General features: G+C 41.8%; 13 protein-coding genes. All 13 read right to left on the bottom strand.

Annotated features, from left to right (window positions below; genetic code table 11):
- A partial coding sequence (locus JG770_RS01975) for a ribulokinase (RefSeq protein ID WP_291954509.1) occupies window positions 1-1,293 on the bottom strand: 1,293 nt, incomplete at its 3' end.
- A gap of 145 nt (window positions 1,294-1,438) precedes the next feature.
- Window positions 1,439-3,154: a permease gene (locus JG770_RS01980; protein ID WP_291954512.1), complete on the bottom strand. Its 1,716-nt coding sequence runs from the start codon at window positions 3,152-3,154 to the stop codon at window positions 1,439-1,441.
- Between the two features lie 44 nt (window positions 3,155-3,198).
- Window positions 3,199-5,211 (bottom strand): glycoside hydrolase family 31 protein, encoded by a 2,013-nt coding sequence (locus JG770_RS01985; protein ID WP_291954515.1) that lies wholly within the window; start codon window positions 5,209-5,211, stop codon window positions 3,199-3,201.
- A 217-nt stretch (window positions 5,212-5,428) separates the two neighbouring features.
- Window positions 5,429-6,361 (bottom strand): GTP-binding protein, encoded by a 933-nt coding sequence (locus JG770_RS01990; RefSeq protein WP_291954517.1) that lies wholly within the window; start codon window positions 6,359-6,361, stop codon window positions 5,429-5,431.
- Complete coding sequence (locus JG770_RS01995; protein ID WP_291954520.1) at window positions 6,358-7,725, bottom strand: uroporphyrinogen decarboxylase family protein; 1,368 nt, start codon at window positions 7,723-7,725, stop codon at window positions 6,358-6,360. Before JG770_RS01995 ends, JG770_RS01990 begins: the two co-directional genes overlap by 4 nt.
- Window positions 7,726-8,056: 331 nt before the next feature.
- Window positions 8,057-9,766 carry a sensor histidine kinase gene (locus tag JG770_RS02000; protein ID WP_291954523.1) on the bottom strand — a complete coding sequence of 570 codons (1,710 nt, stop codon included), beginning with the start codon at window positions 9,764-9,766 and terminating at the stop codon, window positions 8,057-8,059.
- 115 nt (window positions 9,767-9,881) lie between these two features.
- Window positions 9,882-11,930, bottom strand: a complete 2,049-nt coding sequence (locus tag JG770_RS02005; RefSeq protein ID WP_291954524.1) for a beta-galactosidase — start codon at window positions 11,928-11,930, stop codon at window positions 9,882-9,884.
- 4 nt (window positions 11,931-11,934) lie between these two features.
- Window positions 11,935-12,783: a response regulator gene (locus JG770_RS02010; RefSeq protein WP_291954527.1), complete on the bottom strand. Its 849-nt coding sequence runs from the start codon at window positions 12,781-12,783 to the stop codon at window positions 11,935-11,937.
- 26 nt (window positions 12,784-12,809) lie between these two features.
- Window positions 12,810-13,646 (bottom strand): carbohydrate ABC transporter permease, encoded by an 837-nt coding sequence (locus JG770_RS02015; protein WP_291954530.1) that lies wholly within the window; start codon window positions 13,644-13,646, stop codon window positions 12,810-12,812.
- 93 nt (window positions 13,647-13,739) lie between these two features.
- Window positions 13,740-14,624 carry a sugar ABC transporter permease gene (locus tag JG770_RS02020; protein WP_291954533.1) on the bottom strand — a complete coding sequence of 295 codons (885 nt, stop codon included), beginning with the start codon at window positions 14,622-14,624 and terminating at the stop codon, window positions 13,740-13,742.
- Between the two features lie 85 nt (window positions 14,625-14,709).
- Window positions 14,710-16,035 carry an extracellular solute-binding protein gene (locus JG770_RS02025; RefSeq protein ID WP_291954536.1) on the bottom strand — a complete coding sequence of 442 codons (1,326 nt, stop codon included), beginning with the start codon at window positions 16,033-16,035 and terminating at the stop codon, window positions 14,710-14,712.
- A 402-nt stretch (window positions 16,036-16,437) separates the two neighbouring features.
- Window positions 16,438-17,235 carry a class B sortase gene (gene srtB / locus JG770_RS02030; protein WP_291954539.1) on the bottom strand — a complete coding sequence of 266 codons (798 nt, stop codon included), beginning with the start codon at window positions 17,233-17,235 and terminating at the stop codon, window positions 16,438-16,440.
- Between the two features lie 70 nt (window positions 17,236-17,305).
- Window positions 17,306-18,076, bottom strand: coding sequence for a DUF5979 domain-containing protein (locus JG770_RS02035; protein WP_363320878.1), 771 nt, complete (start codon window positions 18,074-18,076; stop codon window positions 17,306-17,308).
- Between the last annotated feature and the right edge of the window lie 40 nt (window positions 18,077-18,116).

Consider the following 18,116-nt stretch of genomic DNA (forward strand, 5'->3'; position numbering starts at 1 on the left):
GTGTTCGTTGAAGTCGTCTATTATGGTCCTGGTTCCGTATGCCGTGGCTTCTATCAGCGCTCTGTATATTTCTTCGGGCTTGGTTATCAGCGTCATGCCTAGTATTACTCCGGTAAGATCGGCGTCTACCAGTATGCTCCTGTTGCCGTTCCACCAGTCTAATGCTAATAGGCCGCTTTGTCCAGGCCTGAGTTTTGATGCTTTTTCAGTGAGAAGTGTGTGTATGTTGATCCCTCTGGTTTTTGCTTCTTCTTGATATTCCGCCGGCACGCAGTTTTCTACAAACCATGCGAATATGTCACCTACGGCTGATTGTCCGGCTTCGTATCCGAACAGCCCGGGTATTATGCCATCCTCTACTACTCCGCATATGCCGGGTACATGTATTTCTTGGTCTCCTAATACCATATGGCATATGGATGTGCCCATTATCATGACCATCTTGCCAGGCGATGTGACGCCTATTGCAGGCACCGATACGTGGGCGTCCACATTGCCTACGGCAACCGCTATGCCGGGTTTCAGCCCGGTCATCTGTGCCATCTTCTCAGTAAGACCTCCTGCTTTTGTACCTACGGGGTAGAGGTCGCGGCTCAGTTTTTCATCTACAATGTGTTCCAGCCGCGGGTCAAGTGCAGCAAAGAATTCGTTCGACGGGTATCCTTCTCTTTTGCTCCATATGGCTTTGTATCCGGCTGTACAGCTATTTCTCATTTCATTGCCTGTCAGCATCATGACAACCCAATCTGTGGCTTCCATGATCCTGTCAGCCGCTTGATATATTTCCGGGGCTTCGTTCAGTATCTGCCACACCTTGGGTATTACCCATTCACTGGATATTTTACCGCCGTAGCGCTCAAGAAAGCTTTCGCCTCGTTGTCTGGCGATTTCGTTCAATTGGTTGGCTTCATCTTGTGCGGCATGATGTTTCCACAGTTTCACGTATGCATGAGGATTATCTTTGTATGCATCTATATCGCAAAGCGGTGTGCCGTCTTTTTTGGTAGGAAGTATTGTGCAGGATGTAAAGTCTATGCCTATACCTATCACATCTTCTTTATCAATGCCTTTTATGACTTCAGGTATTATATGCTTTAGGACTTCTATGTAATCGTCTGGATGCTGCAGCGCCCAATCCGGTGGCAGAGGTATGCCGTTGGGCAATCTTTCGTCCATAACGCCGTGCGGATAGTTCATGGCTGCAGTCGCTACTTCTTCTGCTGTATCTAGATTTAAGAGCAGTGCTCTCGCTGATTCGGTACCGTAATCGATGCCTATAGTATATTTTGCCACATCATTTTCCCCCTTATATTTCATGAATGCCAAATAATATCAAACCAATTATGTTCTATGTTGCATTAACGTTACCGGAAACGTTAATATTATATAATGCACATATCATTTTGTCAATACCGCCGAAAAAATTTTTTTGCTATTTTTATTTTATTTTGAATACCCTATTTATCCCTGGTGAAAGGCGAAGCTTCACGACCATTCTTTCGCCTTCTGGCTGAGCTTCGATAATACGCCCGTTGACCAAATCCTCAATAGCGGTATGACCATCCTTTAATTCCAGACGCACTTCATCATACCAAGGTTGAAACGAATGCAATATAAATGAGTGGTTATCATATGCGAAAAATCCAATCTTTGAAAATGAATCTAAAAGCACAGGAATACATTTGCTGAAAACCTGACGTATGGGCAAAAGGATTTTTCTAGGATAATTATACAGATCACCATAATTCTCGGGTATTGTAAGGATATATAAGCGGCCTCGACCATATAATGTCTTGATCAAGATCGGAAAATTGTTGTCCTCGCCTATACCAGCAATCAATTCCCAAGTATCATTGGTTTGAAACTCCAGCTGCGGGATCAGAATGGCTTTTGCAGATTCCTCACATCCGCCAAAGGAGACACCCCCATCGTTCGAATACGCATAACGGTTCACAAATGCTTTGCGAGCGGTTACCCTTACATTTGCCAGCACTTCCTGAAATCCCAATGGTGTGGCGGCCTCAAGGAAGCCCGAAGTTACGATCACATCTGCCCCATCTATAAGGCTCGTCTGGATTTTAGAAAGAATATCTTCGTCCATTGCTGCGCTTTCGGTTAAAAATACTGTCGCGGCATTATCAGGATAAGTCGGCTGAGGCTCTAGCGGTATACCCAACATACCTATATAGTTGTGGAGATAGTCTTCGCCATGACTATGAAACGGTAGATAACAAGCGGCTCCTATGGGCTCCCCCAGTTCTGCTAGATATTTATCCACATCATCAAACAACTGCCCGTTGATGGGAATGCACAAGGAATATTCGGGATTTAACAAAGAACCGAGGGAAAACATCATTACTTCTTTGGCTTTAGCGAACAAGGTCAAATACGCCTGTTGAGCATAAGATGTCAAGTTATAGGAACATTCGTAAGGATCATACCACCCACCTCCATTGCGCCCCGGCGCCACATTTTCTAAATAGCGCATATTGAAATAACTCAAATATTTAGGTAGATGTTGTTGAGTATAAGTAGGATTACGCGTCTCAGTACCCGTATAAATCCCATCGAAAATGTGCGGTTCATCCTCCAGATTATATCCGCTATCCTGATAGTGTTCATACCAATTTGGATATTTTATGACCATCTTTACTTTAGGATTAATGCGCTTAGCCGGTTTAACGATTACATTTTCGGATATTTCTCGCATTAAATCCAGTCTAAATTGTGCCCATGTCCTGTTTCCTTTTGCCTCTATGCAGGATGGGCATCTGCAATTTGTGAAGAAGAAATCGTCCAGTATGATCTCATCAAACAGCGATGCCGTAAACTCAGATATTTCGGTCAACATTTTAACAGTTTCTGGATTAGTGTAACAAAAAGGATTGAATCCACCTTCAGCATTGGATACGCCATCAGTAGTTATACCGCCTGCGGTCTTTATCCCTTTACTGCGGAAGAAATCGCGGATGCGCTCTATTTGCTGCCGATCGATTGTCAAGCCGTGGCGATAAGTCTCTAGGTAAACCTTTCCTACCTTCACATGCTTTTCAATCCATGCAAAGCGTTCTGCAAATGCATTCAAATCAGTAATGCGTACCAGATCCCCCACAGGGCAGTAAATAGCAGCTGTAAAATTCTTATATCGTTCCATAAATATACCTCCTGATCTTTATAATCAAATTTACCTGTCGACAATCAAATGGTGAAGCTCGCTTGGCCCCCCTCTCTTAAGAATACAGGAATGACATCCAAAGGAGCATCGCACTCCACCGTGCATCCACCCTCATATACCCGGCCGGTATGAGCATCCTTCCAGTGGCTCCCCTTCGGTAAATACACCGAGCGCACGCGCATATTCTCATACATAACGGGCGCCACCAACACATCTGGGCCAAAAAGCTGTTGATCTTCTACTTCCCAGCTATGCTGATCTTCCGGGTAATCATAAAACAATGGGCGGATAACTGGCGTTCCTTTTTCATGGGCTTCTTTCATCAAGCTTTTTATATATGGACGAAGCTCTTCTCTAAGAAACATATACTTCTTAAGTATTTCATAGGTTTCCTCTCCAAAACTCCAAACCTCATTATCTGCTCCAGAGAAAAACAAACCGCCACCGCTGGTGCCTATAGGTTTTTTATAAGGTAAGCGTTCACCATGCATTCTAAATGCCGGACAAAACGCGCCGTATTGGAACCACCGTATCAAGCATTCATGGAAATGAGGATCATTTATATCGCCCCTTAAAAACCCTCCTATATCGGTAGTCCACCATGAGATTCCCGCTAATCCCATATTGAGCCCAGCCGTAAACTGCTCCCGCAAGCCTCTAAAGCTGGAATCAACATCGCCGGACCAAACTAAAGCACCATATTTCTGGCTCCCCGCCCAAGCACAGCGCACTAGATTTATCACTTTATCTTGACCTGCTGTTGTCATGCCATCATAAAATGCCTTTGCATAATAGCGAGGATAGATATTGCTGTTTTGAAGAACCGGTCCTATGTAATATCTGTAAAGTGGAAAATCGTACACTCCATATTCCGGTTCTGCTTCGTCCAACCAGAATACTCTAATTCCCTTGTCATAATAATTTTGCTTTACTTTGCTCCATATAAATTCCCTAGCACCAGGATTGGTAGCATCAAAAAATACTGTATTGCCCATAAATTCCATATGTGTTGTAATACCCATATCATTTTTTACGAGATAATCATTTTTAAGCATCTCATCGTAGTTCTCACTGTTCTTAGCTACTGTAGGCCATATAGACACCATGAGCTCTATGCCCATGCTCCTCAGCTCGCGGATCATACCTTCGGGATCCGGCCAGTATTCCGGATCGAACTTCCAATCGCCGTGATTAGTCCAATGAAAGAAATCCACCACTATCACAGATATAGGTAACCCGCGGCGTTTATATTCTCTAGCTACGTTCAAAAGCTCATCCTGTGTCTGATAGCGTAATTTTGACTGCCAAAAACCCATGGCGAAATCAGGCATCATCGGCGGTTTACCCACTACATCCGCAAATTGTTCTTCTATTTCAGCAGGGGTATCACCGGCTGTTATCCAATAATCCATTTGTTTTGTGGATATTACATGCCATTCTGTAACGTTTTTATCGAAAGAGGCCCATCCAATAGCTGGATTGTTCCAGAAAAAACCGTACCCGAGGCTGGATAATACAAAGGGAATAGAAACTTGGGTATTCCTTTGCTCAAGCATCAAGCGGCAATATTTTTGATTCAAAAATCCGTGTTGATATTGTCCCATGCCGAATAACCTTTCATTAGGATCAGATTCAAATCGAACGGTTAGTGAATACTCATCTCCTCCCAAACGCGGTCTCCATTCTCTGGCGGATATGTTGAGCGGGCTACAGTATCTGCTGAAATCGTTTCTGTTTCTTATGTACTCTTGTAAGAGCACTCTGCCCTTTTGGTTATAAAATGTTATTAAGCCATCAAAGCGAATCACAGCACGTATCTTGCCATTTTGTATAGTAGCCTCTTTTTCACCGATGCTTATCGCGTATTCACCATTATCGTCTAGAACAGAATCGAGCGCCCAATCTTGTTCAATAAATTTGTCCCCTTTTATACTCCTGACGCGTAAGCTGTTTTCCCCCCACGGCTGGATACAAAGTTTCTCGCCATAGATCTGGCGTATCAGGCAATCGCCTTGTTGCATGAATCCGTATTCCATATGCCTCTCCTCCTGACTTGATATTTTGATTTATTTTTCGCCATCATTCTCAGAATTTCTTTAGATTTCCCCGACTTCCATCAGTTTTGAAAATGAAAGCATTTACCCTAACGTTATCTAAATGTTATCATAACCAAACGCTTTATACAAGTAGGTTAGAAGGCTGGTCACATACTATTTGGGCCGGAGATATAATGCCTCTCCGGCAGGGCGTTTATTAAATGGCCGAGTGCAGGAACTCGGCGCTTTTTTGCTTTATGTTCCGCACCGAGTTCTCATCCGTTTTGGGGAATATCACAAACTCGGATGTTTCCCTCTGTATGTTTATGGGCTTTATGGTGAATTCATCGGTTGTCCCGTCTATGTGTTTCCAGTCGCCGCTCAGTTTGAAAAAGCCTTTTACCCTGAAGGCATCGCCTATTATCGATTGCATGAACCGCTTAAACCTTTCTTCGTCCATGCCGCTTTCGGATTTTATATAGATGATGGAAGGCCTGTTGGACGGCGTATTGCAGCTTTGTCTGATCTCAGCTCCTTCTTTGCCGAATACCCGTACCTTATCGAGTATATCGCCGCTTACGGCCGAAAAGCTGGCCACCTCTATGGCCGCGTATGGATTAAGCTCTGCTATCAACCGTTTTACGGCATCTATTTTGCTTGCGTCTACTTTATCCGCTTTACTGATTATTATATAATCGGCATATTTTATCTGTTTCTCGGCCGGTCGGGATACCTGTACAAGCTTGTCTATATTGGCTGCATCCACCACGCATATATCACCCGTGTAAATCAACGGCGCATGCGTTTTATCCTTGATGCTCTCCAGTATGGCATCCACATTGGAAGGGTCGGCCATACCCGACCCTTCGATGAGCAATATATCTACGGGCAAGGCGGAAAACTCGATCAGGCTTTGAGCAAATGTCGCCTGAAGGCAGGAACAGAATATCGAGCCGTTGGTTATCTCGTGCACCGCCAAGCCATCCTTGGCTATAACGCTGCCGTCCACGCCCACTTTGCCGAATTCGTTGACTATGACGCCTATTTTCTTGTCGGGATGCCCTTCTATGATATTTTTTATCAATGTGGTTTTACCGGCACCTAAAAATCCTGTTATTAAATAGACTTTCTTGCTATCGTCTCGGCTCATTTTTTGACCAGATACCTTTCTATCTCCTCGAACAGCTCTTTTCTGTCGGGTATGATCGACGAGTATTTCAGCTCGCCGTTTATGAATATGCAGGGCAGATTCTTTATGCCCATCTTTTGTATCCTGTATATATTTTCTCTGTTAACGGCCTTATATTCGATAAAGTCTATTTTATCGCCGAAATGCTGTTTTGCGACCTTTACGGCGTCTACCATGTAACCGCAGGCGGCGCATGTGGCCGAGTCGATGGTGAATACCTCTATGAGCGGCCTTTCGAGCTTATCGTAATCGGGCAGTTCGATCTCTATTTCCTTCTGCTGTGCACCGATTTTGTAATTCTTCAACATGCCCCTTACGGCTTCGGTATCATCTATTGCCTGGCGTACGCCGACGACATTTTCCGGTGGCACATCATATGGCATATCACATCCGGGCGATATTATAAGGTTATGATGGTCCATGGCATCGAGCAAACCGATAACATATTTCATGTTGTCATATTGAGAGCCGTACAGCATTACTGATGTGAGCGGTATATTGCCGCCTATGACTATGTTGTACCTGTCGGTTATCTTCTTGGCTGACGGCATATCTATATTCTCGTCTATGGATATACAGTCGGGACGGGTCTTGCACATCTCCTCTATATTTCTGGTGGCATTGCCGCATACAAAGAACGACGAAAATACGCCCTTTTGCCTTATAAATGAGAATATGCGCGCAAACCTGTCGCTTAAAAACTCCGCAAAATGGATGGGCGATATCTGCGATACCAGCGGGTCGACCACGGCCACAACATCAGCGCCGGCATCGATGTAATAGCCGGCCATGGCTTGGGCCACATCGGCGGTATAATCGAGAAGCCTTTTGACATATTCGGGTTTGTCTATCATATCCATGAATATATCGTTGCCCCTCAAGTGCGATGCAAGGGTGAAAGGCCCGCATATCAGACCGTATAGAGCGGTATTTTGGCCTATGGCGCCGTTTTTAAGCCTCTTTAGCGTATTTAGCGCTACCGGTATCCGGCCGTCGTATTCCTTCGGTATATAATCGGGGATATCGTCGTTTGACTCCAGCGGGTGTGTCTTTACCGAGGGAGGCGTTTTATCCGCCCACATCAGTTCGCAGCCCAATATCTCAGCCTCTATCTGAAGGTCGAACATTATCGGCTGGCCGTCCGGTTTATAGGTTTCGTTCACCTTCACCAGCGATTCATATAATTTATCCTCATCGGTCAATACGTCGGTAGTGCTATGGCCCGTCAATTTGCCTGCATATATACCTGCAAACGGCACCCAGGCCACCTTGTCTATGCCCTGTTCATGCCTCATAGTACTGTATATGCGTTCTTTTCCTGTCACAAAAGTATCCTCCTGATATCTGTTTTATATGTTATAATCTTAACAATACACAGAGGCATAAACAAGACAGCATATTGTGGCGTTCGGTAGTATTTTGTTGAACTCATCCCTCATCACTGTTTTTGATATTGTGATATTTAATATCCCGCTATTTTTAGGCATGTGTATGGAGTAAAATATTTTTCTCCTATACCTGCTAAGGCGCCATTTATCTGCCTTTTCAGACAGCGCAATTAGCTCTCGACGAACAATTTGCGCTGTACATATTTTTCGCTCAAATATTTACTGAGATAAGAGTGAAAGTTATTTTTTAATTTGACGATTTCACTTCTTATTCCAATTTTTTGCGTGGAATTCGAAAGCTTACGGTAGTTCCTTTGTTAAGTTCGCTAGTTATATCAATTCTATAATTTTCGCCATAATTTAAATAAATGCGCTTGTTTACGTTGCCCAGACCAATAAAATTTTTTGTGTTAAATTCAGCTAAATCTTTACGTATTTGCTGTAGTTTCTCTTCTTTTATTCCGACGCCATCGTCCTGAACTGTAAATAACAAGTCCATCCCTACTAAGCAAACCTTAACTTTAAGGTTTCCGCTGGATATTTTTGGCTCCAATCCGTGGATAATAGCATTTTCTACAAGTGGCTGAAGAATAAAACCGGGAATCAATTCATGATAGCATTTATCGTCTACCAAAATTTCGGTTTTTATTTTATCGCCGAATCTATATTGCTGTATTGTCAAATAATTATTTATATTCCTGATTTCCTCTGTCACGGTAATGAAATCATTTTGGTGCACGCTGGCTCTAAGGAATTCACCTAAGGCCGTTGTTACTATCGTGATATTTATATTATTTTTAAGCCGTGCCATCCAGTTAATCGTTTCAAGGGTATTATAAAGGAAATGAGGGTTGATTTGCATTTTTAATGAATCAAGCTCAGCCTGTTTTCTGGACACTTCTAATTTATAGACCGTTTTTATTAAGTTATCAATGTTTTTAGTCATACTATTAAAACTTTTGCTAAGCATGCCTATTTCATCATTTGATTCAACAACGAACTTTTCCTCAAAATCCCCCCGCCCAACATTTTCCATGCTTTTGCAAAGCTGGGTTATTGGATCCGTAAAACGTTTTATGAAAAATAGAATAAGCCCAAATGCCAGCATTATAGTTACAATATCGGTCAGAAATACTAATTCGACAAGCGCTTTGGTTCCGTTTTTAAGTTCATTTTGGGGTATTAAATTGATCAAAGTCCAACCATTGCTCAGCTGTTCTCCTTTGTATACATAATTTTCTCTTCCATCCAATACGTACAAAGACGACCCGTGCTCGTCTATTAACTCTTTATAATGCGGCAGCTGGCTACCGACTTTATCAGCGCTATTTGTAGCAACAACGATGCCGTTATTATCTAGCAAATAGGTCCCGCTCAAAATCGAGCTTGATATGTTTTTAACTATATCGCTGAAATAGCTACTTTTGAGTACAAGATTCATATATCCGACCGGCTTTTGCGTGACAAGATCCAAAATAGCACGTGCCATACAAAAATTCCCGCTACCATCCTTGTTAAGCCCCCATAAAGCAGACCCGTTGGCCTCATAAATGGCATCCTTCTCAAACAATTGGTAGGTTTTATCTTGGACATTCTGATTAATGGTAAATTCTATACCGTTATCGGAAAAAATACTTATAGAAATGATATCATTGTTATTCACCATATACTTAAAAATGAAATTTTCAATATCCTTAGCAATAAGCGTTTTATCTAAGCCTTCCAAGGGTAAAGCGTTTACTATCTTGAGATTTTTTTGTATCGTACTATTAGTCAAAATATTAAATGTAATTTGGTCTATATCTCTTATGTTGCGCGAAATATTATTAGTTGCCTGACTTGATATGTCGTCGAAATACCGGTCATTCTTGTCGGTAATTACGTGTGAAGCAAATCTTACGGAAGAAATAGATATAACAATGCTTATTGCAATTGTTAAAACCGTAAACAATATTATAAGCTTATTCCTTAATTTCATGTTATGTCACCAGCACTTATTTTCATCCTTTAATATTTGCGGTGCAAAAGAGTAAACAATTAAATATAATTACGAATAGCTACCCTTTTGCACTGCAAAACTTTCTATTGTTATATTATAGCATGAATACCTTTGTTTCAAAAGCTCCAAGCTCAACTTCGCCATAACTTTGCTTGCCAGTGAACATATCAAGCATCGGTTGCTTTAAGTTGATATCAATTTTCCCATCAGTGAAATTGAGTACAAACATGTATTTTTCGTCCTCTTTTTCCCGAATAGCCAGTTCACTTTCAGCCGGAGCATCGATGAACGGCGCAAACGGTGATTCAATTCCTAGCTTTTTTAAAAATATCTCCGCTGTTTTTCCCGTAAATGCCCCTCCAAAATAATAGGCTTTGCCTTTTCCGATGCTGTTAACGGTTAAGCCTGGTTGTCCTTTATAATAATTGGAATCATACGTACCGATAACATCGACAGTATCACAGATGGGCTTGAGTACATCGTTGAATACCGCAGCTTCCAACACCGCATCATCCCAAAGAACATTTACTTTGTCATCGGCAGGTCCTACAAATGTGTATTCCGAAAGGTCAACTCCGCAGATATCAGCCGCATACCCCGTCATATGCCTCATAACGCATTTCCCGCTCTCATCCTTGTAGCCGGTTCTGCATCCCATCAAAAGCGTCCCTCCATTTTCAACATACGCTTTGAGCAGGTCGGCAGTCGCTTTCTTTAAAATCGTGGCATGAGGATATACCAACAAAGGATATTTGGATAGAGTATCAATCGTCGCATCCTCCGTTATATAAACATAATCCATCGGAATATGGGCCAGCTGTGAAGCATTGAACCACCCTTTTTCACTTTCATCTTCCACGCGCCTATGCCACACGTCATACCTGGCATCCCATATATTGTCGTACTCCTTCACGATAGCAAAACTTGCTTTATATTTTGCACCTGTTATTGAAGAAATTTTCCCAAATTTGTTGCTTATGTCCCTAACCTCGGCTAGCCTGCGGTTATCCTTATTATTATAATCAAGAATCCCATGCCAGTATATCTCCGTACCCATTACAGACGTTCTCCATCGGAAAAAGCCAACATAATCAGCACCATGAGCTACGCTCTGCATGCTCCAAAGGGTTATTTGACCTGGCTTCGGCATAGGGGCTTCCATGCGAGTATTCCAGCCTATGGCCCCGGTTTGCTGTTCCATAACGCCAAAGTTGGAAGATAAGGAGCGCACCTCCGTTAGACGTCTGCTCCATTTGCGGTCATTTAAGTCATCGGAATGCTTAGGATCTGCAGACAGCGCATACGCAAAATCAGGATAAGAATCAAATGTCATAAAATCAAGGGATTCTTTAACCAGCCGATGATTATCTACATTGCCGAATATTCCGTTTGTAGTTATAAATTGCTTAGGTGATATGAGCCGCCGCAGTATCTTGCTTTGTATGCCGGCATAACGGCAAAGGCTGTGCGATATAAATCGGATATAGTCTAAAACCTGATGCGGGTTTGGAGAGTCGTTTGGTGTTCTGCGTGGTACATATACCTGATTCCAATCGTTGTAGGTCTGGTTCCAGAAAACCGTGCCCCACGCTTCGTTAAGGGCATCTATCGTTATATATTTTTCTTTCAAAAACTCTCTAAATGCTACTGTATCGCTCTCAGAGTAAAATTCATCCAACTCGCAATTAAGCTCATTATCTATTTGCCAGCCGATGACAGCATCATCATGGCCATAGTGTTGGGCAAGCTTTTCTACAATGGTTTTTGTCAGCTCTATATATTTGGGTGAATTATAATTATAATGCCTTCTCGAACCATGCCTATAAAGAATTCCGTCTTTAGTTGCATTAAGGATTTCTGGATAATTCTCAGACGCCCATGCCGGCGGTGTAGCCGTCGGTGTACCGAATATCACCTTCATGCCGTGTTTGCGGGCCACATTCATAAATTCATCAAAAAACTCAAAAGTAAACTCACCTTCAGCAGGTTCAAATTTATTCCATGCAAATTCACCTATGCGTATTACCCGAATGCCGCTATCCAGCATACGCTCCAAATCGCTTTCCCAGAACGATTGCCCCCATTGCTCCGGATAATAGCAAACACCCATCGTTAAGTCCTTGAAATCAATTTTTTTGTCCATACAATCATTCTTCTTTCATTAATTTATTGGAATTTAAAGTCTCAATCATCTGCACTATACTATACTCTTTCGGTTCTTGTTTAATCCTTCTGTACTCATGCGGCGTCATATTAAAAACTTTTTTAAAAACCTGGCTGAAATATCTTTGGTCTTTAAAACCCACCTGCTCACAAATTATACCGATTTTCTCTTTGGTATGCCAGATCAGTTTTGCTGCATTTATCAGCCGAATAGAAAGCAGAATATCACTAAATGAATATCCTGTTTCTTTTTTTATCAGGTGCGAAAGATAAACCGGATTAAAATGATACTTAGCTGACAACGAATTAAGCGATATCTGACAATTATAATTCTCTGCAATAAATTTCAAAATTTCGATTACGCTCTTACTACAATAATAAAAACTGTTTATTATCCTTTCAGTATTGTTCATAGAGCCCTTGACTATTTCATATCGGCTGATTATTTCCTCCTTTTGCCTCTCATATTCTATCTCTTCTATAGCTTTCCTGGTTACATCCATGAGTTCATCCAGATTAATCGGCTTTAGAAGATAAGAAAAAACATTTGCAGTAATTGCATGTCTTGCGTATTCGAAATCGCTGAATCCCGAAAGAATTATTACCTTCGTATTAAGATTATTATGCTTTATATAATCAGAAATCTCTAAGCCGCTCAAACCAGGCATCTTAATATCGGTTATAACAATATCTATATTTTGGACCGACAAAATTTGTTTTGCGCTTAAACCGTCTTCAGCGGTCAACACCTCATCTATACCTAAAGAAGCCCAATCTAAAGTAGCCAAACCTTGCCGGATAAAATATTCATCATCGGCAATAAGCAATTTCATGCAATCACTTCCTCCCCATGGTGGAATCATCCTTTAACTGCTCCAGCAACCATGCCTTCCATTATATTGTTATGAAGGAATATATAAACAATTATTGTAGGTATAATAGTTACAATTACTGCGGCAATCATGCCAACATAGTTTGTTGTATACTGTCCCTGAAACGCCATCAAGCCGACCGGCAGAGTCATTTTTGCTGGATCAGAAAGTAGAATCTGTGGCAGCAATAAGTCATTCCAAGTAGCAAGAAATATAATAACAGCCACTGTAACAATAGATGATTTCGATATTGGCATTATTATGTTAAAGAATATACGCAGGATTCCACAACCGTCAATTACCGCCGCCTCTTCCATATCATTCGGAATAGTAGTGAAGAAACCTGTAAGTATAAACATAGCCATAGGAAAGCTTCCTGCAACCTGAGCGATAATAACAGCCCAAGGTGTGTTTAAAATCTTCAAAGCATTAAATATAGAAAACAGTGGAACAATGCTTGCATAAATCGGAATCATCAACCCAAGCAAGAAAATGTTCAGTGTTACCTTAGATAGCTTCCATTTCATACGCGATATAGCATATGCAGCCATACTGCTCAATAATATACCAAAAATTAAAACGCAAACTGCGATGAAGACAGAATTAAAAAAATAAGTACCTATCTTTCCCTTTACAAATGCATCGACATAATTCTGCAAAGAAAGTGTGTTAGGCAGACCCCATGGGTCAGCAAACAATTCCTTGTTAGTCTTAAAAGAATTAATAAAAAGCCATACAATAGGATACAAGCATAATATTGTAAAGGCGATCATAACAGTATATTCCAAAATAAGCGATGCCTTGTTTTTTATTTTCACAGTCATAAGATTCAATCACTCCTACGATAATATTCTACATTAACTATGCAGTCGGTTCAAGCCAAGATGCTATGTCTCCATTTCGCAGTCTTTTAATACTCAATACTGTATATCTTCGGATTTAAACGCGATGTTTGATATTACAAGAGAAAGCACACACAAAGCCAACAATATCACGCCGATCGCCGATGCATAGCCGTATTTCAATGTGCGGAATCCCCGATAATACATATATGACGACATAAGCTCAGTTGCATGGTTTGGCCCGCCACCTGTCATAACTGCGACTAAATCGTAATACTTTAGAGAACCAGTTATGATCAGTACTGCATCAATGCGCAGGACATTTTTAATCAACGGCAAAGTAATATTTGTAAACTGCTTCCATTTGGATGCTCCATCGATTTCTGCAGCCTCATATAGAGAACTTGGTATGTTTTTCATGGCTGCAAGCTGGATGATCATATGATAGCCCACATATTGCCACATTACAACTATGATAATAGCAAATATAGCAGTTTTTGGATTAGCTAGCCAATCCTGCGAGAAACGGCCTAATCCGATTAACGAGAGAAATTCATTGACCAACCCGAATTGAGAATTATACATAAACGACCACATAAGGCCGACTGCAACCCCAGAAATGACGTTCGGGAGGAAAAATACCGTTTGGAAGAAACGGCTTCCTTTTATTTTATTAAATAATATATTAGCAAACAATAAGGCCAGCGGCATATGTGCAATGAGTGAACCTATAACCATAAGCATATTGTTGCCTAATGCCTGCCAAAATATATCATCCTGAGTAAAAAGACTTATATAATTTTTCAATCCCACAAAAATGCCAGGACTCATCAAATCCGTCGAATACATGCTGATAATAAAATTGTAAATTATTGGAATCAGCGAAAAGCACAAATATATCAAAAAGGCTGGTAAAACAAACAATAAAATGTATTTTTTATTCTCCATGACCTTGTTCATCAGTAAACACTCCTTATAAAACGGGTATGTCAGCTAAATATACACCGGATACTTTCGACATACCCGTTCTTCTTAATCAATTATCTCATTTATCGCTATTTGTTTCCGCAAACTTCTGAAGCGCATTGAATTCACTCGCCGGATCCTTACCTCCGACAATAGCTTGACACTTGTTATTGAACTCGACCCCTTCACCTGCACCGAATGCCCTGTCAAGCCATGGCGTTAACCCTACAACCTTGCTTGAAATATCCAGCACATCCGCTGTAACAGATGATACCTTTGTTTTGTCTATATCTATCTTTGTGGTTGGAAGTCGCCCTGTTTTATATAAGAATTCTTCCTGATATTTCTGAGAACCAAAAAGCTTTATAAAAGCAGCGGCAGCTTCCGGATTTTTTGAATTCGCACTAATTGCAAGGCTTTGATCTATCGAGCCAACCAGGATATTATTGTTTTGTGGGTTTTTCGCCGGCAAAGCAAAAGCACCTACATCATCCACAATGGAACTCGTGGATTTATCTGTAACTGTGGCGATATCCCAACAGCCCATAAAATACATCGCTGTTTCGCCATCTTTAAACAATTGAGTGCTGTTAGCACTTTTCATCCCAAGGAATCCATCTGGGAAATAGCCTTTGTTTACCATATCCTGGACTTCTTTTCCTGCTTCAATATAAGCCGGATCATTCCATTTTACGCTGCCATCAAGCAAGCCGTTATAAATCTTCATCCCACCGATGCCGTCGGCAATCTGCTGTACAAGCTGTGCAGGAATCCAGGCATCAGGCGCCGCCATGGCTATAGGCGTAATTCCTTTGTCTTTCAGTGTTTGGCACGTATTAAGAAATTCTTCATAAGTAGTGGGAATTGACAAATTATTATCTTTAAAGATTTTCTTATTGTAAAACATAACGCATATTGATTTTGCATGTGGCACCGCATATACTTTGTCGTTATATGTCACCGGATCGAATACCCCACTTTGGAAGCTATCTTTCCAAGTCGGATCTGCATCTAGTAATTTACCAATTTCATATACCTTGCCAGCTTCAACAAAAGGCCTCAGATAATCCAGTTCCCAGGTAAAAAAGATATCGGGAACGCTGTTGGCCGCCATTAAAGTTGTCAATTTCGTTTTGTACTGCTCATTTTCATAAGCCTGAAGCGTAAGTTTCGCGTTTACTGTATTATTTTCATTAAAATCCGATACAACTCCCTCTACGAGACCAAGCGTAGGATCTGTTGCAGTACCATTGTACATCATAGTTAATTCCACCGGTTCTGTCGAACTTGAAGAAGCTGAATTTGATGTACCCGAATTTGATGTGCCTGAATTTGAACTACTGCAGGCAACAAGCAGTGAACCAACCAGTAAAACCGACAAAACAACTGTAAAAAACCTTTTCACGCTAATTCCTCCCTAATGATTTTTTGAGGTACACAAATACTTAATGTACATAAAGTTAAGAAGATTTATGTTAAAATAAAACAGTCAATAATAATACTTAGCTTTGACATTAATTAGTGACCTCATGTTATTTATATGATATCATCTTAAAAATTCATTGTATAGGCGCTACCTTAATGTAAAATGTTTGTTTTGTGTACTTTTTGCTTGGCAATAACAGAAAATTTCTGGATAGTCTCATTTCGCCATTTGATGATTTGATGTAATACAATAAAAATTGGCAGGTTTAACTCGAAGAAGAGAAACTTTGAGAAAATAAAATGGCGATCAGCGAAATGTCAAAAGAGAACGGTAAGGCGGTCTGATTGGGATAGGAATGCAGCTTTGTCGCTTTACAGCACTTTAAGGGGTTTCATTTTTTGCTGATTGCCGGATCAGCGTCAATTTTCCATATAACGCATATCTTGCGTTGTTGAATTCATAGGAGCAGGTACACAAAGTGACGATCCTGTCATCAGCCTTAACAATCGTGTCGGATTTAAACGTTGACTCTTTTTTGAGCGAATCAACATAGCTTTGAAAATCATGATCATCCTTGAAATCAAATCTGACAGATTCATAATTGCCATCAACAACAATTCCGGCGAACAGCTCAATCGTAAAGTCACCGGCAGGGGTATAAAGCAGCATGGTCGAGAAGTTGTCGTAATAACGTTGATCCTTGTACTTTGTCAAGGAGGAAAACATGGAACCATCTTTCATGTTATGTCCGTATATAACCGTGTTTTTATCTGAAAAATCGCTGTTATTACGATAATCCATAAATATAGAACCCAGCTTGTTACGCTCACCGGTGAACAGATGGCGAAGATAGAAATCGTTGTCTTTTCCCTGTACCACGGGATAATCGATTGCCGTATCTTCAGCGGTAAGCCATCCCACTACGTCCGGATTGATTTTTTCAAGAGACGCGAAGTCGACTCCCTTTGCCTGTTCCTCTTGCTTTTCTTCTGATGATGCTTCACCGACAGTTTCCGGTGATTCCCGGATCAGGCGAACTTGCTGATAGGAGGCATCACCCCTGGCATACTCCCGACTGTTTGAAAATAGGATGAAAGCGGAGCCCAGAATGCCCAACACGCATAGTATCATCAAAATATGCAGTATCCGACGCGGGAGCGCTTCCCCAGAGTGTTTCATTACGTTATCCTTTCTATCCGAAAAAAAGGCGGCAGGATTTTATGCTTCCCGCCGCCGGTTCTCTTTCTGATTATTTACTGTTTCTCTGTCTGGAGTATTTCCTGCGCAGGGTGAAATCGGCGAAGGAAAGAACCACAAGCGCTACGGAGAAGCAAAGCAATCCGAACATTGCAAGTCTGCCTGTCTGGTTATCGCCCGTGTCAGGCATGCCGTTTTCTCCTGTATCCGCAGGCCCCTGCGGGGCACCCCCATCGTCAGTGTTATCAGAGGGATTTTCAGGTGTTCCGGGTTTGACCGGAACACTATTCCGTTTGTTCGTAAACGATGCGGTCTGTAAAGCATCAGCATGGATGATGCCGCTAGCCCCTGTGCTTGAGGAGGTATACCCCTCTTTGGTATAATCGGCTTCCGTCACGGTGTATTGCGCGCCCTCCGGCAAGCCGGTGATCGTGATACTCTCTCCGTCTGCCAACAAGATGGATCCGCCGCTGCGGAGAGTTCCGGCCGACGAGCCTGTATAGGGGTAAGCGTCCGGCGCATCGGTAAAAGTGACGGTGAATTTGAATTTTTTGGCGAGATCCGCGCCCTGGCCCGTGACCGTTTTGCTGATGGTAAGGCTGCCCACAGAAGCCGGTAGCTTTGTGTTGGTAAAGGCGGCCGTCTCATCATATCCAGACGAAATAACTCCGGAGCTTCCTGCGCTTTCAACAGAATAACCCTGCGCTGAAGGATTTTCCTCGATCACCTGATACGCCGTGCCGGCGGGTAGGCCAGTGATGGTAATGCTCTGACCATGGGCTAGGGAAATGGTATCCCCGCTCTTAATAATTCCAGCCGGCACACCATTTCCCGTGTAATTATAGGTACCGGATGCACCGTCG

Origin of the sequence: Mahella sp. (assembly GCF_020054945.1) — a bacterium.
In the GTDB taxonomy this organism is placed as follows: domain Bacteria; phylum Bacillota; class Clostridia; order Mahellales; family Mahellaceae; genus Mahella.